This window comes from Dactylosporangium fulvum (genome assembly GCF_025137375.1).
GTDB lineage: Bacteria > Actinomycetota > Actinomycetes > Mycobacteriales > Micromonosporaceae > Dactylosporangium > Dactylosporangium fulvum.
The window spans coordinates 8,002,179-8,025,433 of sequence record NZ_CP073720.1; the positions used below are offsets into that span (position 1 = coordinate 8,002,179).

A 23,255-nucleotide genomic window follows, 5' to 3' on the forward strand; every position below is an offset into this window, starting at 1 on the left:
TTACGTCAACCGTCACACCGGCGTGCGGTGCCGAGGAGGTGCCGGTAGACGCGGCGCAGCGTATTCGCGCGACCACGCTTGCACAACACACGTTGAGTATGTGATCGACCTCCGCGACAAGCGTCACTGCGCGCCCGAACAGGGGCCGGGTTGAACGGCCGGTGGTGCGCAGGTCAGGATGGGGGCCATGCCCTCAGCGCGCCAAGCGGGCGCCGCCGCCGTGTTGCTGGCCGTCCTGACCGGCCTCGCCGGCTGCGGCAAGGACCCGGCACCGGAGTCCCTGCCGCAAGCGGCCTCCTCACCGGCCACCTCCTCACCGGCGGCACCGTCCCTCTCGCCCGCACCCGCGGGCGGCTCCTCGGCACCGGCGACCTCCGCGGCGCCGATCACGGTGCCGGCCGGGGTAACCGCCGGCATCGTGATCTACGACCGGCATACCGACACGTTCGTCGTGCGGCAGAACGCGAACTGGCGGTTCCGGTCGGCGTCGCTGGTCAAGCTGCTGATCGCGCTCGACTACTTCTGGGACAAGGGCCCCGGCTACACGGTGCCGGCCGCCGACAGGCCGAAGCTCGACGTGATGCTGCGCAGCAGCGACGACGCGGCGGCGACCGCGCTGTGGAAGGCGCACGGATCCCGCGACGTGGTGATCCGGATGGTGCAACGACTCGGCCTGCAGGACACCGCGCCGCCGCCGGTGAGCCAGCCGGGCTACTGGGGCTATACCGCGGTCAGCGCCGGTGACCTGGTCCGCGTGTACCGCTACATCCTGGAGCAGGCGCCGACCCCGGTCCGCGACTACATCATGGGCAACCTGCACGCCTCCACGAAGTGCGGCACCGACCGGTACGACCAGTCGTTCGGCATCCCCAGCACCTTCCGCAAACCGTGGTCGGCGAAGCAGGGCTGGTCCGGCTTCGGCGACAACCCGGCGACCCCGTGTGTCGCCGACGCCGCGCTCGACGGCGGCGACGGAGCGGTGTTCGTGCCGGCCGCCGCGCCGAACAACCCGGACATGAACGGCGAGGTCCTGCACACGACCGGCACGGTCGGCGACAGCGACCGGTACGTCGTGGCGGTGCTGACCGTCCACCCCGACCGCACACCGTTCGCGAAGGCCGCCGCGGCCCTCACCGGCCTCACGAAGTCGCTGCCGCTGCCACCGGCGACGAAGTCATGACCCGGGCAGTACCGCCGGAAGCCCGAACTGCGGAAAAAGCTTCGCGTCGAAGGTGGTGAACTCGGCGACCTTGCCGCCGGTCAGCCGCAGGACGTCGAGCTTGAACGCACGGAACTCGGCGGCGCCGGGCTCGCGCAGCGTCGGGCTGCTCGCCGGGCGGGGCGACCTGGTCGAGCAGCGTGTCGGGATAGGGCTGCAGCCACGCCACCTCGGCCGACGCCGACGGCGGGCGGCGGGAGCTGCGGCGGATCGTGTCGAGGCAGGTGTTGGTCGCGATCCGGTAGAGCCACGCGCGCGGGTTCGTGCCCGGCTCGAAGCCGTCCCGGTGCCGCCACGCCCGCAGGAACGTCTCCTGCACCGCGTCGTCGGCCTCCTCGAACGAGGCGAGCATGCGGTAGCAGTGCACGTGCAGCTCACGGCGGTGCCGTTCGAGCAGCTCGCGGAAGTCCACGCCCCTGAAAATACCCACCGGCGGTCGTGTAGATCTGGGGGTGGCGACTCCGACCTGATGGTGAAGTGACGGAAACGAGCGTGAGGAGCGCACCGTGAAGTACCTGCTGCTGATCCACATGAACCCCGACGTCTGGAGCACCCTCACCCAGGCCGACATCGACGAGGTCATGGAAGGGCACGAACGGTTCATCAAGACCATCACCGAATCCGGCGAGATGGTGTCGACACATGCGCTCGGCGAGCCGAAGGAGAGCGCGGTCGTGCGGATCCGGGCCGGCGCCGAGACCGTGACCGACGGCCCGTACGTCGAGGCCAAGGAGTTCCTCGCCGGGTTCTACCTGGTGGAGTGCGAGTCCAAGGAGCGCGCCGCACAGCTGGCCGCGATGATTCCCGACGCGAAGTGGAACGCGATCGAGGTTCGTCCGATCGTGCACTCCAGTCCCGCGTGACGCTGTGCGACGGTTCCCGGCCGTTCCGTAGTGGTGCGGGTCGGCCGGGGCGGTTTTGTCGGTCCGGGTTCGTAGAATCGCCGGCGTGGGAAGTGATGAGGCTCTTGAGGTTCTGCGGCGCGTGTTCGGCTATGACGCCTTCCGGGGCCGGCAGCAGGACATCATCGAGCACGTCATCGGCGGCGGCGACGCTCTTGTGCTCATGCCGACCGGCGGCGGCAAGTCGCTGTGCTACCAGATCCCCGCGCTCGTCCGCGACGGCACCGCGGTCGTCGTCTCCCCGCTGATCGCCCTGATGCAGGACCAGGTCGACGCGCTGACCGCCCTCGGGGTGCGGGCCGGGTTCGTCAACTCGACGCTGGACTACGACAGCCGTCGCGCGGTCGAGGCGCAGTTCGTCGGCGGTGACCTGGACCTGCTCTACCTGGCGCCGGAGGCGCTGGCGACATCGTCGACGCTACGGCTGCTGGAGCGCGGCCGGATCGGGCTGTTCGCGATCGACGAGGCGCACTGCGTGTCGCAGTGGGGCCACGACTTCCGGCCCGACTACCTCAACCTGTCGATGCTGCACGAGCGCTGGCCCGACGTGCCACGGATCGCGCTCACCGCGACAGCCACGACGGCGACGCACAAGGAGATCGCCACGCGGCTCGGGCTCACCGACGCCCGCCACTTCGTGTCGAGCTTCGACCGGCCCAACATCCAGTATCGGATCGTTGCGAAGCAGGACCCGCGCCGGCAGCTGCTCGACCTGCTGCGCACGGAGCACCGCGACGACGCCGGCATCGTCTACTGCCTGTCCCGCGCGTCGGTGGAGAAGATCGCGGATTTCCTCAAGGACAACGGGATCCCCGCGTTGCCGTACCACGCCGGGCTCGACGCGCGGACCCGCGCCGACAACCAGTCCCGGTTCCTGCGCGAGGACGGGCTCGTCATGGTCGCCACGATCGCGTTCGGCATGGGCATCGACAAGCCCGACGTGCGGTTCGTCGCGCATCTCGACCTGCCGAAGTCGGTCGAGGGCTATTACCAGGAGACCGGCCGGGCCGGGCGTGACGGGCTGCCGTCGACGGCCTGGCTGGCCTATGGGCTGCAGGACGTGGTCCAGCAGCGCAAGCTCATCGACGGCTCCGAGGGCGACGCGGCCCACCGGCGCGGGCTCGCCCAGCACCTCGACGCGATGCTCGCTCTCTGCGAGACGGTCGAGTGCCGGCGGGTGCAGCTCCTCGCGTATTTCGGCGAGCAGAGCGGCCCGTGCGGCAACTGCGACACCTGCCTCAGCCCGCCCGAGTCGTGGGACGGCACGGTCGCGGCGCAGAAGCTGCTGTCGACGGTCTACCGGCTGCACAAGGAGCGCAACCAGAAGTTCGGCGCCGGCCAGTGCATCGACATCCTGCTGGGCAAGAAGACCGACAAGGTCGTGCAGTGGCACCACGACGAGCTGACCGTTTTCGGGGTCGGCGCCGACCTGCGCGAGGCCGACTGGCGGGCGGTGATCCGGCAGCTGCTCGCGCAGGGCCTGCTCGCCGTCGAGGGTGACTACGGCACGCTCGTGCTGACGGAGGCGAGCGGCGAGGTCCTGGGCCGACACCGCCAGGTCATGCTGCGCCGCGAGCCGGAGCGCCCGGTCTCCGCGGCCAAGACGGCCAAGGTCGCCAAGCAACGCAGCGCCGCGTCCGCCTCGGCCGAGCTCTCCCCCGAGGCCACCGAGCTGTTCGAGCGCCTGCGGGCCTGGCGGGCCGCGACGGCCAAGGAGCTGAGCGTCCCCGCCTATGTCATCTTCCACGACGCCACCCTCCGCCAGATCGCGTCCGAAAACCCGGCGACGCTGTCCCAGCTGTCCACGGTCAGCGGCGTCGGCGAGAACAAACTGGCCAAGTTCGGCCAGCAGGTCCTCGACACCCTGTCCACCCCGGACTGACCGACGCGACCGTCGTCGCGCCCGGCTGTGGTCCGGGCGCAGTCACCCCCTGCCGTGCCTCAAGCCGTTCAGCCGGCACCGTCCACGCCGGGCATCCAGCACCGCGCCGCCCGCACCGCGCCGCCCGCGCCGGGCAAACCCTCGCCGACGCCGCCCGCACCAATGCCACACCCGCCTGCGCTGGGCAAACACCGCCGCGCCGCCCCCACCGCCGCGCCGCACCCGCCGCCGTGCCGCACCCGCCGTGCCGCCCCCCACCGCCGCGCTGCCCGCCACCGCCGCGCTGCCCGCACCGCCGCGCTGCCCGCACCGCACCCCGTCTGGCAGCCCCGCCGCGCCGCCCACACACCCCGCACCGGGCGGCCGCACCACATCCAACGGCGCGCGGCTCGCACTGCTGGGTCTGCACTGGCAACCGCACGGCTCAAACCCGCGCCGCGCGACGGCACCGCATCCGGAGACATGTGCGCGTCGGTCGCTGGCTCCGCTGAGCTGGTTGTAGGAAAACTTGGCCTGTAGAGCCTGTTGCGCAATTCGGATCCCTCGCGCGTCAACCCCGACAACCGCGCCGATCTTGGAGTTGTGGTCCTTGACAAACCCGGACAAATTCGGAGGTTCATGGCGCCACAACTCCAAGATCGGCGCGCAGTTGGGCCGCCAACGCTGTCCCAGCGAATTGCGCAACAGGCTCCATAGGCCAAGCTTTCCTGCAACTGGAGTTGCTGCGGCATGATCACGGTGTCGCCGGTCAGCACCCCGGCCGTCTACGGACCAAGGTCACCCGCGGCGCCGGCAGCCCGGCCGCCGCGCTGGCCATGGTGTTCAAGCTCGCCGAATCAGCCCAAGAACGCTGGAGGGCAGTCACCGCACCCCACCTCGTCGCTTTGGTCCGCGCCGGAGCCCACTTCGAAAACGGTCATCAACGGTCATCTCGTCGAACGCCCCGAGGCCGCAGCGGCTCAGCCGACCGGAAAGGTGGCACCAGGTGCGGCGTAGTCGATGGGACCGTCGAATCGGGTCGAGGCACGTGCTACTGCCTGCTGCGGGGTGAGGAAACGCCCGACGTGCGTGACGATCAACCGTCCCGCCTGAGCCGCACGGGCGGTGTCGCCGGTGTCCTCTGGTGTGTGGTGGACCTGTTCCCCCGCACTCGGGGCCTGGGCGCTCTCGGCCTCGCACAGCAGCACATCGCACCCCTTGGCCAGCCTCGTTAGGCCAGGGCAGGGGGCCGTGTCCCCGGAGTACACCAGCGACCGGCCCATGGCCTCGACGCGCAGGGCGAAAGCGGGGATGCCGTGCGCCACTGCTCGGCTGGTCAGCGTGAGCGCCCCGACCCGCACCTGATGTCCGTCGTGCAGTTCCTCGACGGCGAAGGCGGATTCGATCGGGCTGCGGGTGGCGGTGTTGGTGAGGAAGTGGGCCAGCCGGCCGGCGATGCCCGGCGGGCCGTACAAGGGGATCGGAGCCGCGAGCTGGATGTCGGCGAAGAGCGCGCCGTAGTAGGCAGTGAGGAGGTCTGCGCTGTGATCGGCGTGCAGATGCGAGATCCAGATCGCGTCCAACTCGTCCAGCCGGACATGTCGTTGCAGCTGAGCCAGCGTCCCGCTGCCCGCATCCACCCACACCCGGGAGCCCCCGCCGGACACCAGGTAGCCGGAACAAGGGTTATCCACACTCGGGTATGGCGTTGCACAACCCAGAACCGTAAGACGGAGAGGCTCGCTAGTCATCCGCGAAGTCTAGAACGCTTGATCTACAGGTATTGACTATCTCTCCAACCGGAACACCATCAGATGATCATTCGCCGCCAGACAAGACCGCAGCTCACAACCCATGCGCAAGTTCTGGCACGGCACAGGATCCGCCCTGTCCGGGACTGTCCCGAACGCGTCTGCCGGTAGCCCGAACCCGGCGCGGCGGTACAGCGTGGGACAGGCCGCCGCAGAACGGACAACGTCGGCGGCCCACCGGTCGAACCGAGCAAAGGAGTGCAACAGCATGTCCGTACGAATCGAAAGGTTGCGACGCGCGTCGCTGCTCATCTCCGCGCTGGCGTTGGCGGGCGCGTTGGTGTCCGGCACCCCGGCGTCGGCCGCGTCGGCCGCTTCCGCCTCCGCGAACGCCGCCGCCGCCGCCTGCGAGGTGACGGCCGGCGCGCCGTTCAAGTCGGGCAGTACCGTCCGGGCCAACTACCTGTCGAACGGCTGCACCGGAGCCTGGTACATCAGCTTCTACCTCCAGCGCAGCCGTGGGGGCGGGAGCTGGCAGACGATCGACAGCATCGACTACTTCGGCAACAAGTCCGGTGCGCTTGTCGCCAACTGCGGCGGGAGCGGCAGCTACACCTACCGCAACTACCGCGAGGCCACCAACCCAGCCGGCATCACCTTCACCAAGGCGAGCAGCAGCATCACGTTCAGCTGCTGACCCGGTCGTAGCGCGGCGGGGCGGCACCGGTCCGTGGTGCCGCCCCGCTGGTCGATCACGAAACGGGTTGCCGTTGCTACAGATCAGCCAGACCAGGGAGCAGACCTGCTCGACGAGGTGCTGCGGTGGCTTTGACCGAGGAACTCGCCGCGGGGCGGGCACGTCGTATGAGGTGTGAGGGCATGGTGCAAGGTGTGGAAGGTGCGCCGGCACGAGGTGTCAGCGGCTCGCACCGGGTTGGCGTTGGCGCTGTTGTGGGTGCTGGCCGGGTGCACATCAGCTCCGGTTCGGGACCCGGCGCTGACCACACAGCAGTCGCCGGTGCCGGTCCTGACCGATGAGGACGCCGAGGGGCTGGTGAGTCTGCCGTGGACGCTGGTCGCTCAGGCCGGCGTCGGGTTCGAGGTGAGCGTGCCGGTGTCGGGTTGTCCGCCACGGGTTCGTGGCGTCATGGTGGCGATGACCGCGACCACAGTCGTGGTCGCGGTCATGGGCGACCCCTCGCCGCCGGCGTCGAGCTGTGCGCCGTCGGCAGCGAAGGCCGCGCTGGTATACGTCCAGCTGCCGGAATCAGCCGCTGGGCAGGTGGTCGAGCATGCGCCGGTGGCTGGCGAATCGGCGGCGGCGTCTACAGGACGGTGACGCCAAAGGTGGGTGCGGCGTTGGGCATCTGCGTGAAGCCGCAGCAGCATTCTTCCGGTCGATCCGGTCGCCTTGTGGTGCAGCGGGCGACGCACAGCCCCGATGCATGACCCGGGTGTGCTCGCCGCCCGTCGACGATCGCCTGCTCAGTCCTGGAACTGCGACTCCAGGTGCGGCTTGGCCTGATCACTGGGCTTGATCAGGATCTTCGCGGTCTTCTTGTCCTTCAGTTTGCCATAGCAGACCTGCGACAGCGGCTGGCCGGCCGGCACGAGCGCGATCTCGGGCAGGTCGTCGCAGCGCAGGTTGGACCAGCCGTACGACTCGGGGTACAGACCGGTGAACAGCTGCAGGATGCCCTCGCGCGTCACGACCGTGTTCGCCGCCTTGGCGGTCCAGTTGAAGACGCCGTTGCCCTTCGGTGTGGTACTGACCGTGTAGACGACCTTGTGATCCTCGATCGTGACGGTGCAGTCGAACGTCGTGGCTGTCTGCCCGGTGAAGCCCTCCATGTCGCATGTGCTGCTGACCGGCCGCTGCACGCCGGCCGACGTGAGCACCCAGGACTCCAGTTGGTGGCGGATCTGCGGGTCGGCCTTGGCGTTCGGCAGGAACGGGTTGGGCCTCGGCCACGTCGGCGTGGGCGTCGGCTGCGCGGCCGGCCGGGTGACCGGCTTGCCCAGGTCCTTCCACTCGTCCTTGTTCACGATGTTGGTGATGAGCTGGCCGATACCGCACAGGCCGGCGCAGACGACTACCACCACCAGCAGTCCGATGAGCACCTTGCCCTTGCCGCCTTTCGCCGGCGCGCCGGGCCCACCAGGCCCACCAGGGGCGATCGGCGGCGGGCCGGGCGGCCAGGGCGCGCCTGGCTGCCCCGGCTGGCCGAGCCACGGCTGTTCCGGCGCCGCGGCCGACGGACCAGGCTGGAAGAGACCCGGCTGTGGCACTTCCGGCGGCGGCCCGGGCTGGGACGGCATCCCAGAGGTCCACTCCTGCCCAGGCTGGGGCGGCGGTGACCAGGATGGGTCGGGCTGACGATTGTCGGTCACGTGAACGAACTCCGAGAGGCTTCGTCGGACGGGGACTTTGCCGCCGTGTCGGACCGTGGTCAGCCTACTGTCCGATCATCGTCCTCGCTGCCCCGCGCCGACCCGGCAGAACGCGGCGTAGAAGGTCCGGTGTTGCGTGGCTGGCATCGCCGGCGCGGGTGCGGTGCCGAGTCGCCCGGTGACCTGCATGAGCCGGTCACGGGCGAGTGGCTGCGCATCGAAGACCTTTATTACTGTGAACTGGGTAACTGCCGGTCGGTCATGGTGTGTCGGGGCGTCTCGTCTCTTGTTGGTGAGCCACCGGAGCACGACGACTAGCGACTCGGGGACGGAGACCTACGACGCGGAACATGCCGGCGGTACGTGCTGACGGTCGGATCACCCGAGATCAAAAACCGCCACGGAACGTCATGAGCGTTCGCGACCCCTACCCGCGGACCAGCGACAATCAGCTGCGGAGCAACCGGACGACTCGGCGGCGACAGCAACAACGGCCCCGTCCCGTCAACCATCGACGTGCCGTTGGCCTCATGCCCGACCCCGAGCACGACAACGAGGCGCGCCGGCCCCCGGGCCAGCTCGCGCTCCGCCACGTCGCCGCGCCGCTGCTGAGCCAGCTCAGCACCCTCCAACACCTCGCCCGCACGAAGCAACACCGCGGCCGCTTCACCCTCAGCGCCGCACACCACGTTCATGCACCAATGAACCCCGAACACGAAGTAGAGGTACGCGCGCCCAGCCGGCCCGAACATGACCCGCGTGCGTGGCGTGGGCCCGCGGTGCGCGTGGGAGGCCGGATCTTCCCCGGTGCCTGCGTAGGCCTCCACCTCCGTGAGGCGGACACGCACGCCGTTGGCCGATAACTCCCAGCCCAACAGCGTCTTCGCCGTCTCTGCGACCTCCGACGCAGGGGCCTGCATCCACGAGTACTCCACCAATCCATAGTGCCTGCCGGCAAATCCCCGCCGGAACGAAGCCCAGCAGCGGCAGCAGCGCGTTCACTCGCTGATCAGCGCCAGGCGCAGCACGATCGAGTCGATCGACTCGTCGAGCGGCGGCCAGGGGAACCCCGGCACGAACTGCCGCATCACCACGGCACCGTGCAGCGAGGTCCACAACTTGGTGGCGTCGGCGAACGGGTCGGTACTGGCGGAGCGGCCGGCCTTCACGCACGATTCCAGGGCGTTGACCAGCACCATGAACGACTCCGTCCGGCGGCGCCACTCGGGCGGCAGGTCGGCCAGCTCCGCGGAGCTGCTGACCACCGGGCGGTTGGCGCGGCGGCGGTCGAAGAGGACGGTGTACCGCGCGGGCTCGGTGACGGCGAAGTCGACGTACGCGCGGCAGCCGTCCAGCAGCGCGGCGACCGGGTCGGAGCGGTCGGTCACGGCGTCGAGGGCGTGGCGGCGCAGCCGCTCGAAGGCGATGTCGAGCACCGCGTCGAGGATCGCGTCGCGGTCGGCGAAGTGTGTGTAGATCGACGGCGCGGAGATGCCGGCCTCGCGGGCGACCGAGCGGAGGGTGAGCGCGTCCTCGTTGCCCTCGCGCTCCAGGATCCGCTCGGCGGCGGCGACGATCTCGTCGCGCAGCAGTGCGCCCTCGCCACGACGGTTGCGGGTGCGGCCACCGGTGGTGGCCGCACCCGACTGGTCCGCTTTCATCTCTTCATCATGCCGGGTCGGCGATGAGGACCGCTTCCCTGCCCACCGGGGCGGGAGTCACGGCGGCCGGCGCCGGCTGCGCGTGCCGGGAAGGGCGGACCAGGATCACCACGACGGCCATGGCGAAGGCGATCGCCGCCGCGACGAGGGCGCCGCGGTCCATCGCCGTGGTGAAGGCCGCGTCGGCCGTGGACAGCAGGCGCTGTGCCGAGTCGCCCGGCAGGGTCGCCGCGACCGCGTGGGCGGTGGGCAGGTCGGTGCCGGCCGGGCCCGTCGAGGTACCGACGCCGGAACGGTAGGCGGAGGAGACGACGGTGCCGAGGACCGCGATGCCCAGGACGCCGCCGAGCTCGCGGATGACGCTGTTGAGGGCGCTGGCCATCGAGGTGTACTGGGCCGGCACCGAGCCGCTGATCTGCAGGCTGGCCGGCGCCATCATCATGCCCATGCCGAGGCCGATGACCGCGGTGCCGACGGCGACCTTCCAGAAGGGCGTGTGGACGCCGGTCGTGGCGAGCAGGAGCAGGCCGACGGTGGCGAGCAGGAGCCCGGTGGCGAGGGTGGCCCGGACGCCGAGGCGGGCGGACAGCGGCGCCGAGGTGGCCGAGGTGGCGGCCATGGCGACCGCGAACGGCATCGCGCCGAGGCCGGCGACGAGCGGGCTGTAGCCGTGGACGAGCTGGAGGTACTGGGACAGCTCGAACAGCGTGCCGAAGAGCACGAAGAACACCACGGCGAGGGACAGCGCCGCGACGAGGAACGTGCGGTTGGCGAAGAGGTCGAACCGGACCAGCGGCGCGGCGGCCCGGCGCTGCCGCAGCACGAACCCGGCGGCCAGGACGAGGGCGACGGCGAACTCGGCGAGGGTGACGCGGTCGAGCCAGCCCCGCGCCGGCGCCTGGATCACGGCGTCGACGAGCGCGGCGACCGACGCGGTCGACAGGGCCGCGCCGAGCAGGTCCAGCGGCCCGGTCCGCATCGCCGGCACCGACGGCACCAGCCACAGGACCGCACCCAGCGCGACCGCCACCAGCGGCACGTTGATCCAGAAGGCGCTGCTCCAGGAGTAGTGCTCGAGCAGGGCACCGCCGGTGACCGGGCCGATCAGGACGCCGATGCCGGCCGCGGCGGACCAGGCGCCGAACGCCTTCGGGCGCTCGGCCGGCGGGAAGATCCGGGTGATGATCGCGAGCGTCGCCGGCATGACAAACGCGGCGCCGAGGCCCATGACGGCCCGCCAGGCGATGAGCTGGCCGGGCGAGTCGGAGAGCGCCGCGACCGCCGAGCCGGCGCCGAAGACGGCGAGACCGCCGAGCAGGGCCCGCCGGGAGCCGAGCCGCGCGCCGAGCGTGCCGGCGAGGATCAGCGCGGAGGCGAAGACGAGGGTGTACGCGTCGGTGATCCACTGCAGGTCGGCGGTGCTCGCGCGCAGCGCGTGCGCGAGTGACGGCAGCGCGGTGTTGAGGACGGAGTTGTCGAGGGTGACGGCGACGAGCGTCAGGCTCAGCACGGCGAGTGCGGCCCAGCGCCGGGGGTACTCGGGCATGGCGACTCCTCTTACGGACGTATGTTTACGTCCGTAAGGTTAGAGCCGTCAGTTAACAGCTGTAAAGTCAATTCGGAGCGTGTCCGTCGTCACTTCGTCCAGCAGCTCCGGCACCGGCGAGACCCCGATGCCCGGACCGCCCGGCACCGCGACGTGCCCGTCCTCGAGCACGAAGGGCGCGGTGATGTCGCGGGCGTAGTACCGGTCGGAGGCGGACGTGTCACCGGGCAGCGTGAAGCCGGGCAGCGCGGCCAGGATGACGTTGGCGGCCCGGCCGAGGCCGGTCTCGAGCATCCCGCCGGCCCAGACCGGCACCCCGTTGGCGACACACACGTCGTGGATGCGCCGCGCCTCCAGATAGCCGCCGACCCGGCCGGGCTTGATGTTGACGATCTCGCAGGCGCCGAGCGCGATCGCGTCCGCCGCGGCGCGGGCGCTGACGATCGACTCGTCGAGGCAGATCGGCGTGCGCACCAGCCGGGCCAGCGCCGCATGGCCGCGCAGGTCGTCCTCCGGCAGCGGCTGCTCGATGAGCAGCAGGTCGAACGGGTCGAGCCGGGCCAGGTGCCGGGCGTCGGCGAGGGTGTACGCGGTGTTGGCGTCGACCTGCAGCAGCACGCCGTCGCCGAACCGCTCCCGGACGGCGCGCACCGGCTCGACGTCCCAGCCGGGCTCGATCTTGAGCTTGATCCGCAGGTAGCCGGCGTCGAGGTAGCCGGCGACGGCGTCGAGCAGGGCCGGGATCGAGTCCATGATGCCGACCGACACCCCGGCCGGCACCCGGTCCTTGACCGCGCCGAGGTACGAGCCGAGCGGTGTGCCGGCGGCACGCAGCTGCGCGTCGAGCACCGCCGTCTGGACCGCGGCCTTCGCCATCGGGTGCCCCTTGAACCGCGCGAACAGCGGCTCAAGTGTGTGGGCCTCGACGTCGGCGTTCGCCAGCACGGGCGCGAGGTGCCGCTGGATGGTGGTCGCGGCGTCGTCGACGTATTCGGCGGAGTACAGCGGCGCGGACATCGCCACGCACTCGCCCCAGCCCTCGACGTCGCCGGCGACGGCCCGCACGAGCAGCACGTCGCGCCGCAGTTCGGTGCCGAACGACGTGCGGAACGGCGCCACCAACGGCATCGCGACGCGCCGCAGTTCCAACCCGGTCAGCTTCATTCACCGCTCCGTTCCAGCACGTAACGCCCGTCCCGGGTGATGCCGTCGATCCGCCACCCGGCCGCGAGCCGGCCGGACAGCGCGGTGCGCACCGCGTGCCGCCACCGCAGCGCCGTCGCCGAATCCTTCCGCCGCAGCGTCTCGACGTCCTCCGGCACCGCGACACAGACCCGGTCGGCGTCCACAGTGGACTCCACCGGCGCGCCGTCCGGGCCGGCCGCGACGAGCGGCACCGCACCGTCGGCGCTGACCTCGGCGTGCGAGCCGTGCGCGGCGGCGGCCACGCGGGGCGCGTCGAGCCGCCACACCACGTAGAGCCGGTCGCTGAGGTCGCCGCTGTTGATGCCGTCGGCCATCGCGCCGTAGAACTCCGGCAGGTAGCCGGTGGCCGCGGCGCCGAGCTTCTGCAGGTTGAAGTACGCGTTGCGCAGGATCAAGGGGTCGTACGTCCAGTGCACCTCCGGCACGCCCCGCGCCAGCGTCCACGCGCGCTGGTGCTGCTTGAGGGCGAACCCGACACCCTTGCCCAGCCGTCCCGGCGACACGCCCGCGACGTACGAGTGCAGATGCGTATGGCCGTGCGTGAGCCCGAAGAACCCGGTGGCCGCGCCGATCAGGTGCCCGTCGCGGTAGGCACCGGCGACGTAGTTGCCGGAGTGCGCGTAGGTGCGCAGCAGCGACGCGGCGGCGATCTCCGCCGGGTGGTCGGCGCGCCAGACCCGCTGCAGCAGGTCGGACGCCTCCTCCAGGTCCGCGGGCCGGGAGAGCTCGGCCACGCAGACATCAACCCGGTCGGCCGCCTCGTCCGCGCGGGCCCACGCGTCCTGGACGAGGTTCATCGGGCGTCCTGACCGATGGCACCGGCCAGGGCGCACACCAGCGCGGCCCGGTCGGGCAGGCTGGTCAGGTCGATCCACTCCCCCTCGGCGTGCGCCTTGCCGCCGACCGCGCCGAGCCCGTCGAGGGTCCGCACGCCGATGCCGGCGGTGAAGTTGCCGTCGGAGCCGCCCCCGACGGCCTCCGCGGTGAAGGGCGGCAGCCCGAGCTCGGCGCCGAGCCGCTGCGCGAGCGCGAACAGCTCGGTCGCCGCCGTCTCGGGCATCGCGGGACGGGACGGGCCGGGCTCGACGCGGACCTGCGCACCGGGCAGCACTGGTCGCAGGTCGCGCAGCGCGGCGTCGACCCGGGCCAGCTCGGCGGGGTCGAACGAGCGCGCGTCGATGCTCACCCGGGCCTCGGCCGGCACGGTGTTGCTCGTGGTGCCGACGACCGCGTCGGTGGGCGTGACGGTCGTCGTCCGCTCCGGGTCGCCGAGCTCCGCGATCCGCAGCAGCTGGTGGGCGAGCTCCACCCCGGCGTTGATGCCGAGGTGGGGCGCAATGCCGGCGTGCGCGGCGCGGCCGACGACCCGCACCGAGTAGTGCGCGATGCCCTTGCGGGCCACCTTGAGCCGCCCCTCGGCGCTGCCCTCCAGGACCAGCGCGCCGGCGGCGCCGCGTGCGGTGTCCTCGATGAGTTTCGTCGAGGTCGGCGAGCCGATCTCCTCGTCGGAGTTGACCACGACGGCCACGCCGTCGAGGTCGCCGAGCTGGGCGAGGGCGTGGAACAGCATGACGAGGCCGGCCTTCATGTCGACCACGCCCGGGCCGGTCGCCCGGATGCCGTCGACGGCGAACGGCCAGCGCTTCAGGGTGCCCAGCGGCCAGACGGTGTCGAAGTGGCCGATCAGCACGACCCGGGGCGGTGCCGAGCCGAACCGCCACCGCAGATGCGGCCGGTCCGCGACGACGATCCGCTCCGGCGCCGCTCCTGTGTAACGGCGCCCCAGCTCGGCGACGACGTCGGCGCATCTGGCGATGGCGTCGACGTCGGCCGACGGCGACTCGGTGCCGACCAGTTCCGCCAGGTCCTCGATCATCACCGGCGCGACAGCACGCAGTTTCTCCAACGCGCTCATACGCCCACCGTAGCTTTTACGGCACCGGCGCGGTGCACCGCTCGATCGTGGGGTGGTCCCTCAGGTCAGCGGCCGGCGTAGTGCAGGATCACGTTGTGCACGTGCTGCGTCTTCTCGACGCCGCGCAGCTCGACCTCGTAGGTGTGGGTGCCGACATGGACGGCGATCGAGCCGCTGCTGAAGAAGCTGCCCGCCCACGACTTGTTGCTGACCACCGAGACGGCGGTGACCTTCCCGTACGGGATCGAGGTGATCGCGACCCGCTTGCCCACGAACGACCGGTCCTGGAGGATGACCCGCCGGTCGGTGAGCCCGATGAACCCGGTGCCCACGCCGACGGCGTCGTAGACGGCGATGACGTTCTCGCCCGGCAACAGGCCGGAGGCGATCTGCTCGTACTGTTCCCGCCGGTCGTACTTCACCTGCTGCGCCATGGGTCCAACGTAGAGGGGCGCCGCAAACAGGCACAACTGCCGTCAATCAATCCGCTTCGGCCCCTCGGGCCGTCATGTGGCAGGCATACGTCATCCTGATGGACGACACCACCCGAGGAGGGAACGCCTTGCCGATCCTGTTCCGAAAAGCGATGCGCATCGGCCCGCTGGTGCTCAACTTCACCCCGAAGGGGTTCTCCTCCTGGGGGCTGAAGATCGGCCGCTGGTCCTGGAACTCGCGCACCCGCGCCCACCGCTACGACCTGCCCGGGCCGTTCTCCTGGCGCAGCAAGGGCAAGCGGAGCTGAGCAAAGGGGGTGGCCGGACGGCCACCCCCTGGCGACTCGCCGGAGACGCTCGTCAGAGACGGTAGAAGTCCGTGTAGTGGTTCGGGGAGTACCACGTCACCCCGGTGCTGCGGTTCACGATGATGCGCTTGGCGTCGCGGGCGGCGCCCTTGTTGCGCGGGACGACGTCGTACTCGTAGTAGGTCGCGCCGGACGGGAGTTGCCCCTCCCGGTTGTAGAACTGGCCGCCCGCGAAGTTGTACTTGCCGGCCGGCCACGCGTACCAGTTCCGCGAGGTCGGGAAGCCCAGGCTGCTCCAGCCGGAGCGGGCGGTGCGCGCGTCGGCGCAGCCGGAGATGTTGCACGAGGAATAGACCGACGCGTGTGCGGCGTCGACGGTTGCGGGGGCCACCACGGCCGGGCCGGCGATCAGACCGGCGATCAGCACGACGGCGAGGCTGAGCTGGGACAGCAGACGGGTCACGTATGCCTCCAAGAGGATCGGGAGCCCCTATCCTCTTGGAAAGACATCGACGCATGGAAGATTATGCGTTAACAGGTACCGCCGCGATATGTAACGTCCCGACCGGCAGTTGCCGCGGGTCGACGCTCCACTCCCCCGCCTTCCGGAAGACGTCCTGCTCGTCGACGAGATCGTCGTCCTCGTCGTCGCCGCTGCGGAACACGTCGAACAGGTCGCCCTCGATCGCCCGCTCCCAGCGGTGTGTCAGCAGTCCGCGGTGCGTCGCGAAGTACTGCACCTCGGTGCCGAGCGCGACGGAGGGCCCCGCGGCCGACGGCAGCCCGAACAGCCACTTGCCGGCGACGAGCACCCACCCGCTGATCGGCGGCGTCACGACCACCCGGTCGTCGGTGAAGTACGCCATGTCCAGGCCCGACCGGAGGTCGGTCAGGCCCAGGTCACGCAGGTCGAGCGCAGTCAGGACCTCGACCGGGTCGTTGTGCCGCACCGCCAGCCAGGCCATCTTCGGGCCGAAGCCCACCGTCCCCATCAGTCGACCATAACGCTTGACACCGAAGGTTCACTGGTTGCATGGTTAGTTACATGAGTAACGAACCGACGAACCAGGGCGAGTGATGGACGAGGGGCGGCCGATCTTCCTCCAGATCGCGGAGCAGATCGAAAACTCGATCATCGACGGCAGCCTGCCCGACGAGGCCCAGGTGCCGTCGACGAACGAGCTCGCCGCCTTTCACCGGATCAACCCGGCCACCGCCGCGAAAGGCGTCAACCAGCTCGTCGACGACGGCGTGCTCTACAAGAAGCGAGGCATCGGCATGTTCGTCTCCCCCGGCGCTCAGGCCAAGCTCCGGCAACGGCGCCGGGACCAGTTCTCCGAGCAGTACCTGCTGCCGCTGCTGGCCGAGGCGGCGAAGCTCGGCATCCACCCGCCGGAGCTGAAGTCGATGATCGACCGTTACGAGGAGAAGCGATGAGCAGCCCCATCGTCACCGCGCGCGACGTCTCGAAGCGGTTCCGCGACGTGACAGCGCTCGACGGTGTCAGCTTCGAGCTGCGGCGCAACGGCATCTACGGATTGCTCGGCCGCAACGGCGCCGGCAAGACCACCCTCATGCAGATCCTGACCGGACAGCAGTTCGCGAGCGCCGGCACGGTCACGGTGTTCGGCGCCGCCCCGCACGAGAACGAGCGCGTCCTGCGGCAGGTCACCTTCATCAAGGAAAGCCAGCGGTATCCCGAAACGTTCCGGGTGCGCGACGTGCTGTTCGCCGGGCGGCTGCTGTTCCCCAACTGGGACGACCGGTTCGCACGGGACCTCCTCCACGACTTCCAGCTGCCGGTCAAGCGGCAGGTGAAGAAGCTGTCCCGGGGCATGCTCTCCGCCCTCGGCGTTGTCGTCGGGCTCGCCGCCCGCGCGCCGCTGACGCTGTTCGACGAGCCGTACCTCGGGCTCGACGCGGTCTCCCGGCAGCTCTTCTACGACCGGCTGCTCGCCGACTACGCCGAGTTCCCGCGCACCGTCGTGCTCTCCACCCACCTCATCGACGAGGTCAGCGACCTGATCGAGCACGTGCTGCTCATCGAGCGCGGCCGGCTCGTCCTCGACGAGGACGCCGAGGCGCTGCGGGGCCAGGTCGTCACGCTCACCGGGCCGGCGCCCGCGGTCGACGCGCTGGCCGCCAACACCGACGAACTGCACCGCGAGCACCTCGGCCCGCTCACCCGCGCGACGGTGCGTGGCCGCGTCGAGGCCGGGCAGGCGCGGGCCGCCGGGGTCGAACTGGCCCCGGTGTCGTTGCAGCAGCTGGTCGTACGCATCACAAAAGCCGACCTGAAGGAGCACGTGTGACGACCCGGATCCTCGCCATCGCCCGCCTGCAGGCGCTCGGCCGTCGTGACGGACTCTTGTGGCCGCTCGTGATCATCGGAATCGCGTTCACCGTCAACCTGGCCGTCTTCGCCGCCGCGGGCAACGCGATCGACGAGCAGCCGGTGACGGGCGGCCTGGCCAGCATCTACGTCGCGGCACTGGCCTTCGGCGCGGTCGCCGTCACCCAGCAGTTCCCGTTCGCGCTGGGGATGAGCGTCACCCGCCGGGAGTTCGCGATCTCCCTCGGCCTGTTCGTCCTCGCACAGAGCCTGGTGTTCTCGGTGCTGCTCGTGATCTGCCAGGCCGTCGAGGAGGCGACGGACGGCTGGGGCATGCGGATGCGGTTCTTCGGGGTGGGCTTCGTGAACCATCACGGGGTGTTCGCGCAGCTGCTCATCTACGCGGCGCCGATGCTGGTGATGAGCCTGATCGGCATCTCGTTCGGCGCGGTGTACGTGCGGTGGAACGTCAACGGCGTGTTCGCCATGACGGCCTCGCTGATCCTGGTGCTGGGCGGCGCGGTGGCGCTGATCACGTACCTGAAGCAATGGCCGGCGATCGGGTCCTGGCTGATCGACCAGAGTGCGCTGACGCTGTACGCGGCGCTGCCGGCAGCGGTGGTGCCGCTCCTGGCCCTGGCGTCGTGGACCACGCTGCGCCGAGCGACGACCTGACCCTGCCGCTGCTCGCGAGTCGATCAGGGCGTGAGGACGAGCTTTCCGGTCGTGCGGCCGGCTTCACCGACCCGGTGGGCCTCGGCGGCCTGCGAGAGCGGGAACACCCGATCGACGTGGACCCTCAGGCGGCCCTCCAGGACCAGGGCGGCCAGCGCCTCCAGCCCGGCGCGGTCGGGCTCGGCGAGGAGGAACACGCCCTCGACGTCGGTCACGGCCTGCGTGTCGACACTGTTGAGGGCGACCAGCAGACCCCCCGGGCGCAGCATCCGGGCCAGGTCCGGGATCTGCCCGGCGACGGTGGCGACGGCGACGTCGATGTCCTTGACCGCGCTGAGGTCGTCGGTGCGGTAGTCGAGCACCTCGTCGGCCCCGAGCCCTCGGACGAACTCGTGCTTGGGTGCGGAGGCGGTGCCGATGACGTGGGCGCCACGGATCTTCGCCACCTGCACGGCCAGGTGCCCGACGCCGCCGGCCGCCGCCGGGATGAAGACCCGCTGCCCGGGCAGGACCGCGGCCGTCTCGACGAGCACCTGCCAGGCGGTGAGCCCAGCGAGGGCCAGCCCGCCGGCCTCGACGTGGGTGAGCCCGTCCGGCTTCCGGGCGAAGTGCCGGGCGGGCCCGGTGACGAACTCGGCGTAGGCGGCGGCCTCACGCGGAAACTTCGGCATGCCGAAGACCTCGTCGCCGACCGCGAACCGGGTCACCCCGGCACCGGTCGCCGCGACGATCCCGGAGACCTCCCAGCCGACGGTGAACGGCGGCGTGCCCAGCACCCCGCCCGAGGTCCGGACCTTCCAGTCGACGGGATTGACCCCGATACCGTGTACTTCGACGAGGATCTCCGTCGGCCCCGGCACTGGCACGTCCACCTCGACGAGCTTGAGCACCGAAGCGTCACCAAGAACGTCCTGCGTGATCTTCCGCACCGATCCATCCTCCGTGATCTCAGTGCTACGGTCCCGCCTTGTCCGAATTCCGCGCTCTTTCCGGCGGGAAGCAGCGCCGCACCGGCCGCGCCCGGCTCGCGAACGTGGCCGGTGCGACAGGGCTACGACGGGATCACGGACTCCGCGGACCAGTCGCGCCAGCGGTCGAGTTTGTCGGAGGCCACCGCGAGCTGGTCGGACACCGGACCCGGGCCGGTCGAGCCCGGGGTGGTCCGGGCCGCCAGGGCGCCGCGCACCGAAAACACCTCGCGGACCGCCGGGGTCAGGTGCGGGCTGACAGCTGCCAGGTCATCGTCCGAGACCTCGTCCAGGCCGATGTCGCGGGCCGCGCAGATCACCACCAGTTTGCCGGTGATCTCGTGCGCCTCACGGAACGGGACACCCTGGCGGACCAGCCACTCGGCCACCTCGGTCGCCAGCGTGTAGCCGACCGGGGCCTGGGCGGCCAGGCGGTCGACGCGCACCGTCATCGTGGAGATCATGCCGGCCAGCGCGGGCAGCACGAGCTCGAGCGTGTCGACCGCGTCGAAGACGGGCTCCTTGTCCTCCTGGAGGTCCCGGTCGTACGCGAGAGCGAGGCCCTTCAGCATCGTCAGCACACCGGTGAGGTGGCCCACCAGACGGCCCGACTTGCCGCGGGCGAGCTCGGCGATGTCCGGGTTCTTCTTCTGCGGCATGATCGACGAGCCGGTCGCGAACGCGTCGTCGAGCTGGACCCAGCCGAACGCCGGGGTCGTCCACAGCACGACCTCCTCACCCAGGCGAGACAGGTGCACGCCGGTGAGGGCCGCCACGAACAGGAACTCGGCGACGAAGTCGCGGTCGGCGACGGCGTCGATCGAGTTCGGCGCGGCAGAGGCGAACCCGAGCTCCCGCGCCACCTGTGTCGGGTCGAGCGGCAGCGACGAGCCGGCGAGCGCGCCGGCGCCGAGCGGGCTCACCGCGGCCCGGGCGTCCCAGTCGCGCAGCCGCTCCAGGTCGCGCAACAGCGCCTGCACATGGGCGAGCAGCTGGTGGCCGAACGCGATCGGCTGCGCCGGCTGCAGGTGGGTGAAGCCGGGCGCGGGCGTGTCGAGGTGCCGCTCGGCCTGCTCGACGAGGGCGTCGGCGAGCTCGACGATGCGGGCGGCGACGCCGCGGGCGTGGTCACGCAGGTACAGCCGCAGGTCCGTGGCCACCTGGTCGTTGCGGGACCGGCCGGCGCGCAGCTTGCCGCCGAGGGCGCCGAGACGCTCCAGCAGCCCGCGCTCCAGGGCGGTGTGCACGTCCTCGTCGTCGACCGTGGGCCGGAACTCGCCGGTCGCGCACGCCGTCTCGAGGTCGTCGAGGGCGGCCAGCATCCGGCCCAGCTCCTCGGCGTCGAGGAGCCCGGCGCGGGCCAGCACGCGGGCGTGGGCGCGGGATCCGGCGATGTCGTACGGCGCGAGCCGCCAGTCGAACTGCACACTGACGGACAGGCGGGCGAGGGCCTCGGCGGGCCCGCCGGCGAACCGTCCGCCCCACAGCCGCGTCGGCGCTTCGGACGAAGATGCGTTAACCACGAAGGTCATCCTTCCACACACAAATGACGCGGCGATCTTGCAGTTGTGGTGCCTCGACACTCCCACTTTGTCCGGGTCTGCGGGGCACCACAATTGCAGGATCGCCGCGGAGAACGCCGAAAACCCCACAGGCTGGCCTCGGAACGCCGGCCGGTCACGACCGCCCTGCCGGTGTGCAGGACCAGGCGGACCTCACCGGACACGTGCCGCTGCGTCTCGTCGATGAACGCATCCAGCGCCTGGCGCAGCGGCGAGAACCACAGTCCGTCGTGGACCAGTTCGGCCCAGCGCTGGTCGACGGAACGCTTGAACCGCGCCACGTCGCGCTCGACGGTCACGTTCTCCAGTTCCTGGTGTGCGGTGATGAGCGCCATCGCGCCCGGCGCCTCGTACACCTCCCGGCTCTTGACCCCGACGAGCCGGTCCTCGACCAGGTCGAAGCGGCCGACACCCTGCTCGCCGGCGCGGAGGTTCAGCTCCTGGATCGCCTGCAACGGTGTCACGGTCTCGCCGTCGATCGCGACCGGCACACCCTTGTCGAACGTGACGACCACGGTGTCGGGGTCGCACGGCACGCTCGGGTCCTGCGTGTACGAGTACACCTCCTCGGCCGGCGAGTTCCAGGTGTCCTCGAGGAAGCCGGCCTCGACGGCGCGGCCCCACAGGTTCTGGTCGATCGGGTACGGCGACCGGTGCACCACGTCGATCGCGATCACCTTGAGGTCCGGCGCGAGCGCCCCGATGCCGGCCTCGAACCGGACCTGGTCGTCGCCCATGCCGGTGCAGCCGTGCGCGACGTGGGTCGCGTCGAGCTTCCTGGCCGCCTCGACGAGATGCTTGACGATCAGCGGCCGCGACAGCGACGACACGACCGGGTACCGGTCCGTGTAGAGCGCGTTGGCGCGCAGCGCCGGCATGCAGTACCCGGCGGCGAACTCGTCCCTCGCGTCGACGACCTCGGCCGCGACCGCGCCGCAGTCCAGAGCCCGCTGCCGGATGACGGACAGATCCTCGCCGCCCTGGCCGACGTCGACGGCCACGGCGACCACCTCGGCCCCCGTCTGCTGCCTGATCCAGCCGATGGCGACCGAGGTGTCGATGCCTCCGGAGCACGCGAGCACGACCCGGTCGGTCATCTCGGTGCTCCGTCCGCATGGTCCTCGCCCGACTGGCCCCAGGCGGTGAGCTTCGCGGCCAGCAGTTCCCCCGCCGAGGGGCGCCGGTCCGGGTCGGGGATCTCGCGGGCGACGACGAGGATCGTGTCGTCACCGGCGATGGTCCCGACGATGTCCGGCAGCCCGGTCCGGTCGATCGCGCTCGCCAGGAACTGCGCCGCCCCCGGCGGGGTCCGCAGCACGACGAGGTTGCCCGAGCAGTCGACGGAGGTGAGCAGCTCCCGCAACAGCCGGATCAGCCGCGTCGGCGGCTCCTCCGCCGGGCGCAGGACACGCTCACCGTCCTCCGGGATGAGATACGCCCCGCGTACCTTCACCGCACGCAGCTCCTCCAGGTCCCGCGACAGCGTCGCCTGCGTGACCTGGATGCCGTCCGCGGCCAGCAGCTCCGCGAGCTCGGTCTGCGAGCGCACCGCCGAGCCGCGGATCAGCGCCGAGATCCGGTCGTGCCGCGCGGCCTTGGTCGACGGAGCGCTCACGAGTGCTCCAGCAGCCACGCCAGTAACGCCTTCTGAGCGTGCAGCCGGTTCTCGGCCTCGTCCCAGACCGCGCTCTGCGGGCCGTCCAGGACCTCGTCGGTGATCTCGTCGCCGCGGTGCGCCGGCAGGCAGTGCAGCACGATGGCTTCCGGCTTCGCGTTCACGAGCAAGGAGCGGTTGATCTGGTACGGCCTGAAGGGCGTGACCCGGTCCAGGCCGTCCCCTTCCTGCCCCATCGACGTCCACGTGTCGGTCGCCACGACGTCGGCGTCCTTCACCGCCTCCGCCGGGTCACCGACGACCTCGACGACTCCCAGCTTCCGCGCCTCCGCGAGAACCGCCGCGTCGGGCTCGAACCCGGCCGGGCCGCTCAACCGGACCCGCATCCCGGCGGTGACACCCGCCAGCGCATACGAGTTGGCCATGTTGTTGGCGGTGTCACCGAGATACACCAGCGTCCGCCCCTCGGTGCCGCCGAGCCGCTCCCGGACCGTCTGCAGGTCGGCGAGCATCTGGCAGGGGTGGTAGCCGTCGGTGAGGGCGTTGACGACCGGGACCGTCGCGTGCGCGGCGAGCTCGCGCAGCCGCTCGTCCGCGTGGGACCGCACGACGATCGCGTCGACGTACCGCGACAGCACCCGGGCCGCGTCGGCGATCGTCTCGCCGCGGCCGAAGTGGGTCGTGAGCGCGTCGACGATGACCGGGGTCCCGCCGAGCTCGGCGATGCCGACCTCGAACGAGACCCGGGTCCGCAGGGACTGCTTTTCGAAGATGACCGCCACCGACCTGGGCCCGGCGAGCGGCTTGAAGCCGTGCCGGTCGGCTTTCATCGCCGCCGCCAGATCGAGCACCTCACGCTGTTCGGCCGGGGTCAGGTCGGTGTCGCGCAGGAGGTGACGGGTCATGCTC

General features: G+C 70.9%; 26 protein-coding genes and 1 pseudogene. 10 read left to right on the forward strand and 17 right to left on the reverse strand.

Annotated features, from left to right (window positions below; translation table 11 throughout):
* Window positions 1–187 precede the first annotated feature (187 nt).
* On the forward strand, window positions 188–1,180 hold the full coding sequence (locus Dfulv_RS36585; protein ID WP_259858401.1) for a hypothetical protein: 993 nt from the start codon (window positions 188–190) through the stop codon (window positions 1,178–1,180).
* On the opposite strand, the gene Dfulv_RS36590 is transcribed toward Dfulv_RS36585, so the two are convergent.
* Entirely contained in the window at window positions 1,140–1,649 is a 510-nt protein-coding gene (locus tag Dfulv_RS36590) for a sigma-70 family RNA polymerase sigma factor (protein WP_406567858.1), read from the reverse strand. The two genes, Dfulv_RS36585 and Dfulv_RS36590, sit on opposite strands and share 41 nt — an antisense overlap.
* A gap of 76 nt (window positions 1,650–1,725) precedes the next feature.
* On the opposite strand from Dfulv_RS36590, the gene Dfulv_RS36595 reads away from it, so the two are divergent.
* The 3 genes and pseudogenes from Dfulv_RS36595 to Dfulv_RS36605 form a co-directional block, all read left to right on the forward strand.
* A complete protein-coding gene (locus Dfulv_RS36595) occupies window positions 1,726–2,082 on the forward strand; it encodes a YciI family protein (RefSeq protein WP_259858402.1) in 357 nt (118 codons plus the stop codon).
* Between the two features lie 85 nt (window positions 2,083–2,167).
* Window positions 2,168–4,003: a DNA helicase RecQ gene (gene recQ, locus Dfulv_RS36600; RefSeq protein WP_259858403.1), complete on the forward strand. Its 1,836-nt coding sequence runs from the start codon at window positions 2,168–2,170 to the stop codon at window positions 4,001–4,003.
* A 761-nt stretch (window positions 4,004–4,764) separates the two neighbouring features.
* A pseudogene (locus Dfulv_RS36605) lies at window positions 4,765–4,920 on the forward strand (IS256 family transposase); the annotation flags it as partial.
* 42 nt (window positions 4,921–4,962) lie between these two features.
* On the opposite strand, the gene Dfulv_RS36610 reads toward Dfulv_RS36605, so the two are convergent.
* Window positions 4,963–5,733: an MBL fold metallo-hydrolase gene (locus tag Dfulv_RS36610; protein WP_259858404.1), complete on the reverse strand. Its 771-nt coding sequence runs from the start codon at window positions 5,731–5,733 to the stop codon at window positions 4,963–4,965.
* 268 nt (window positions 5,734–6,001) lie between these two features.
* On the opposite strand from Dfulv_RS36610, the gene Dfulv_RS36615 reads away from it, so the two are divergent.
* Together Dfulv_RS36615 and Dfulv_RS36620 are read left to right on the forward strand one after the other, a co-directional pair.
* Window positions 6,002–6,430: a hypothetical protein gene (locus Dfulv_RS36615; RefSeq protein ID WP_259858405.1), complete on the forward strand. Its 429-nt coding sequence runs from the start codon at window positions 6,002–6,004 to the stop codon at window positions 6,428–6,430.
* Window positions 6,431–6,751: 321 nt separating this feature from the next.
* The gene (locus Dfulv_RS36620; protein ID WP_259858406.1) at window positions 6,752–7,072 is read left to right on the forward strand and encodes a hypothetical protein; all 321 of its coding nucleotides are present in this window, start codon (window positions 6,752–6,754) and stop codon (window positions 7,070–7,072) included.
* Between the two features lie 146 nt (window positions 7,073–7,218).
* Here Dfulv_RS36620 and Dfulv_RS36625 read toward each other — a convergent pair whose 3' ends face one another.
* The 8 genes from Dfulv_RS36625 to Dfulv_RS36660 form a co-directional block, all read right to left on the reverse strand.
* Window positions 7,219–7,854, reverse strand: a complete 636-nt coding sequence (locus tag Dfulv_RS36625; protein WP_259858407.1) for a hypothetical protein — start codon at window positions 7,852–7,854, stop codon at window positions 7,219–7,221.
* Between the two features lie 584 nt (window positions 7,855–8,438).
* Window positions 8,439–9,044, reverse strand: coding sequence for a DNA-3-methyladenine glycosylase (locus tag Dfulv_RS36630; RefSeq protein WP_259868713.1), 606 nt, complete (start codon window positions 9,042–9,044; stop codon window positions 8,439–8,441).
* A 78-nt stretch (window positions 9,045–9,122) separates the two neighbouring features.
* Complete coding sequence (locus tag Dfulv_RS36635) at window positions 9,123–9,785, reverse strand: TetR/AcrR family transcriptional regulator (protein ID WP_259858408.1); 663 nt, start codon at window positions 9,783–9,785, stop codon at window positions 9,123–9,125.
* A gap of 7 nt (window positions 9,786–9,792) precedes the next feature.
* The gene (locus tag Dfulv_RS36640) at window positions 9,793–11,331 is read right to left on the reverse strand and encodes an MFS transporter (protein ID WP_259858409.1); all 1,539 of its coding nucleotides are present in this window, start codon (window positions 11,329–11,331) and stop codon (window positions 9,793–9,795) included.
* A 48-nt stretch (window positions 11,332–11,379) separates the two neighbouring features.
* Window positions 11,380–12,495, reverse strand: a complete 1,116-nt coding sequence (menC, locus tag Dfulv_RS36645; RefSeq protein WP_259858410.1) for an o-succinylbenzoate synthase — start codon at window positions 12,493–12,495, stop codon at window positions 11,380–11,382.
* Window positions 12,492–13,334 (reverse strand): GNAT family N-acetyltransferase, encoded by an 843-nt coding sequence (locus Dfulv_RS36650; protein WP_259858411.1) that lies wholly within the window; start codon window positions 13,332–13,334, stop codon window positions 12,492–12,494. The genes menC and Dfulv_RS36650 overlap by 4 nt, the downstream gene beginning before the upstream one ends.
* Window positions 13,331–14,452 (reverse strand): M20 family metallopeptidase, encoded by a 1,122-nt coding sequence (locus tag Dfulv_RS36655; RefSeq protein ID WP_259858412.1) that lies wholly within the window; start codon window positions 14,450–14,452, stop codon window positions 13,331–13,333. The genes Dfulv_RS36650 and Dfulv_RS36655 overlap by 4 nt, the downstream gene beginning before the upstream one ends.
* Window positions 14,453–14,517: 65 nt before the next feature.
* On the reverse strand, window positions 14,518–14,886 hold the full coding sequence (locus tag Dfulv_RS36660) for a PH domain-containing protein (protein WP_259858413.1): 369 nt from the start codon (window positions 14,884–14,886) through the stop codon (window positions 14,518–14,520).
* A 128-nt stretch (window positions 14,887–15,014) separates the two neighbouring features.
* Here Dfulv_RS36660 and Dfulv_RS36665 point away from each other — a divergent pair, with 128 nt between their 5' ends.
* Window positions 15,015–15,194: a DUF4236 domain-containing protein gene (locus Dfulv_RS36665; protein WP_190253140.1), complete on the forward strand. Its 180-nt coding sequence runs from the start codon at window positions 15,015–15,017 to the stop codon at window positions 15,192–15,194.
* 52 nt (window positions 15,195–15,246) lie between these two features.
* Here the strand turns inward: Dfulv_RS36665 and Dfulv_RS36670 are convergent, their stop codons facing one another.
* Together Dfulv_RS36670 and Dfulv_RS36675 are read right to left on the reverse strand one after the other, a co-directional pair.
* Complete coding sequence (locus Dfulv_RS36670; protein WP_319805708.1) at window positions 15,247–15,657, reverse strand: ribonuclease domain-containing protein; 411 nt, start codon at window positions 15,655–15,657, stop codon at window positions 15,247–15,249.
* A gap of 61 nt (window positions 15,658–15,718) precedes the next feature.
* Window positions 15,719–16,186 (reverse strand): hypothetical protein, encoded by a 468-nt coding sequence (locus Dfulv_RS36675; RefSeq protein ID WP_259858414.1) that lies wholly within the window; start codon window positions 16,184–16,186, stop codon window positions 15,719–15,721.
* An 85-nt stretch (window positions 16,187–16,271) separates the two neighbouring features.
* Here Dfulv_RS36675 and Dfulv_RS36680 point away from each other — a divergent pair, with 85 nt between their 5' ends.
* From Dfulv_RS36680 to Dfulv_RS36690, 3 genes are read left to right on the forward strand one after another with little or no spacing between them, the layout of a single operon-like run.
* Complete coding sequence (locus Dfulv_RS36680; protein WP_259858415.1) at window positions 16,272–16,631, forward strand: GntR family transcriptional regulator; 360 nt, start codon at window positions 16,272–16,274, stop codon at window positions 16,629–16,631.
* Window positions 16,628–17,506 carry an ABC transporter ATP-binding protein gene (locus Dfulv_RS36685; protein WP_259858416.1) on the forward strand — a complete coding sequence of 293 codons (879 nt, stop codon included), beginning with the start codon at window positions 16,628–16,630 and terminating at the stop codon, window positions 17,504–17,506. The genes Dfulv_RS36680 and Dfulv_RS36685 overlap by 4 nt, the downstream gene beginning before the upstream one ends.
* Window positions 17,503–18,201, forward strand: a complete 699-nt coding sequence (locus Dfulv_RS36690) for a hypothetical protein (RefSeq protein ID WP_259858417.1) — start codon at window positions 17,503–17,505, stop codon at window positions 18,199–18,201. Before Dfulv_RS36685 ends, Dfulv_RS36690 begins: the two co-directional genes overlap by 4 nt.
* A 23-nt stretch (window positions 18,202–18,224) precedes the next feature.
* Here Dfulv_RS36690 and Dfulv_RS36695 read toward each other — a convergent pair whose 3' ends face one another.
* The 5 genes from Dfulv_RS36695 to argF all read right to left on the reverse strand — a co-directional run bounded on the left by Dfulv_RS36695 (window position 18,225) and on the right by argF (window position 23,251).
* A complete protein-coding gene (locus tag Dfulv_RS36695; RefSeq protein WP_259858418.1) occupies window positions 18,225–19,130 on the reverse strand; it encodes an NADP-dependent oxidoreductase in 906 nt (301 codons plus the stop codon).
* 122 nt (window positions 19,131–19,252) lie between these two features.
* Entirely contained in the window at window positions 19,253–20,692 is a 1,440-nt protein-coding gene (gene argH / locus Dfulv_RS36700) for an argininosuccinate lyase (RefSeq protein WP_259858419.1), read from the reverse strand.
* A 5-nt stretch (window positions 20,693–20,697) separates the two neighbouring features.
* Entirely contained in the window at window positions 20,698–21,828 is a 1,131-nt protein-coding gene (locus Dfulv_RS36705; RefSeq protein ID WP_319805709.1) for an argininosuccinate synthase, read from the reverse strand.
* Window positions 21,825–22,346 carry an arginine repressor gene (locus Dfulv_RS36710; RefSeq protein ID WP_259858420.1) on the reverse strand — a complete coding sequence of 174 codons (522 nt, stop codon included), beginning with the start codon at window positions 22,344–22,346 and terminating at the stop codon, window positions 21,825–21,827. Before Dfulv_RS36710 ends, Dfulv_RS36705 begins: the two co-directional genes overlap by 4 nt.
* The gene (gene argF, locus Dfulv_RS36715) at window positions 22,343–23,251 is read right to left on the reverse strand and encodes an ornithine carbamoyltransferase (RefSeq protein ID WP_259858421.1); all 909 of its coding nucleotides are present in this window, start codon (window positions 23,249–23,251) and stop codon (window positions 22,343–22,345) included. Before argF ends, Dfulv_RS36710 begins: the two co-directional genes overlap by 4 nt.
* Window positions 23,252–23,255 lie beyond the last annotated feature (4 nt).

Bases quoted from the DNA above. Each gene is read 5' to 3' on its own strand.
- Dfulv_RS36660 (WP_259858413.1), bottom strand. From the start codon at position 14,886: ATGGCGCAGCAGGTGAAGTACGACCGGCGGGAACAGTACGAGCAGATC.
- Dfulv_RS36630 (WP_259868713.1), bottom strand. From the start codon at position 9,044: ATGCAGGCCCCTGCGTCGGAGGTCGCAGAGACGGCGAAGACGCTGTTG.
- menC (WP_259858410.1), bottom strand. From the start codon at position 12,495: ATGAAGCTGACCGGGTTGGAACTGCGGCGCGTCGCGATGCCGTTGGTG.
- Dfulv_RS36640 (WP_259858409.1), bottom strand. From the start codon at position 11,331: ATGCCCGAGTACCCCCGGCGCTGGGCCGCACTCGCCGTGCTGAGCCTG.
- Dfulv_RS36705 (WP_319805709.1), bottom strand. From the start codon at position 21,828: ATGACCGACCGGGTCGTGCTCGCGTGCTCCGGAGGCATCGACACCTCG.
- Dfulv_RS36610 (WP_259858404.1), bottom strand. From the start codon at position 5,733: ATGACTAGCGAGCCTCTCCGTCTTACGGTTCTGGGTTGTGCAACGCCA.
- argF (WP_259858421.1), bottom strand. From the start codon at position 23,251: ATGACCCGTCACCTCCTGCGCGACACCGACCTGACCCCGGCCGAACAG.
- Dfulv_RS36680 (WP_259858415.1), top strand. From the start codon at position 16,272: ATGGACGAGGGGCGGCCGATCTTCCTCCAGATCGCGGAGCAGATCGAA.
- Dfulv_RS36655 (WP_259858412.1), bottom strand. From the start codon at position 14,452: ATGAGCGCGTTGGAGAAACTGCGTGCTGTCGCGCCGGTGATGATCGAG.
- Dfulv_RS36615 (WP_259858405.1), top strand. From the start codon at position 6,002: ATGTCCGTACGAATCGAAAGGTTGCGACGCGCGTCGCTGCTCATCTCC.
- Dfulv_RS36685 (WP_259858416.1), top strand. From the start codon at position 16,628: ATGAGCAGCCCCATCGTCACCGCGCGCGACGTCTCGAAGCGGTTCCGC.
- Dfulv_RS36650 (WP_259858411.1), bottom strand. From the start codon at position 13,334: ATGAACCTCGTCCAGGACGCGTGGGCCCGCGCGGACGAGGCGGCCGAC.
- Dfulv_RS36585 (WP_259858401.1), top strand. From the start codon at position 188: ATGCCCTCAGCGCGCCAAGCGGGCGCCGCCGCCGTGTTGCTGGCCGTC.
- Dfulv_RS36675 (WP_259858414.1), bottom strand. From the start codon at position 16,186: ATGGGGACGGTGGGCTTCGGCCCGAAGATGGCCTGGCTGGCGGTGCGG.
- Dfulv_RS36635 (WP_259858408.1), bottom strand. From the start codon at position 9,785: ATGAAAGCGGACCAGTCGGGTGCGGCCACCACCGGTGGCCGCACCCGC.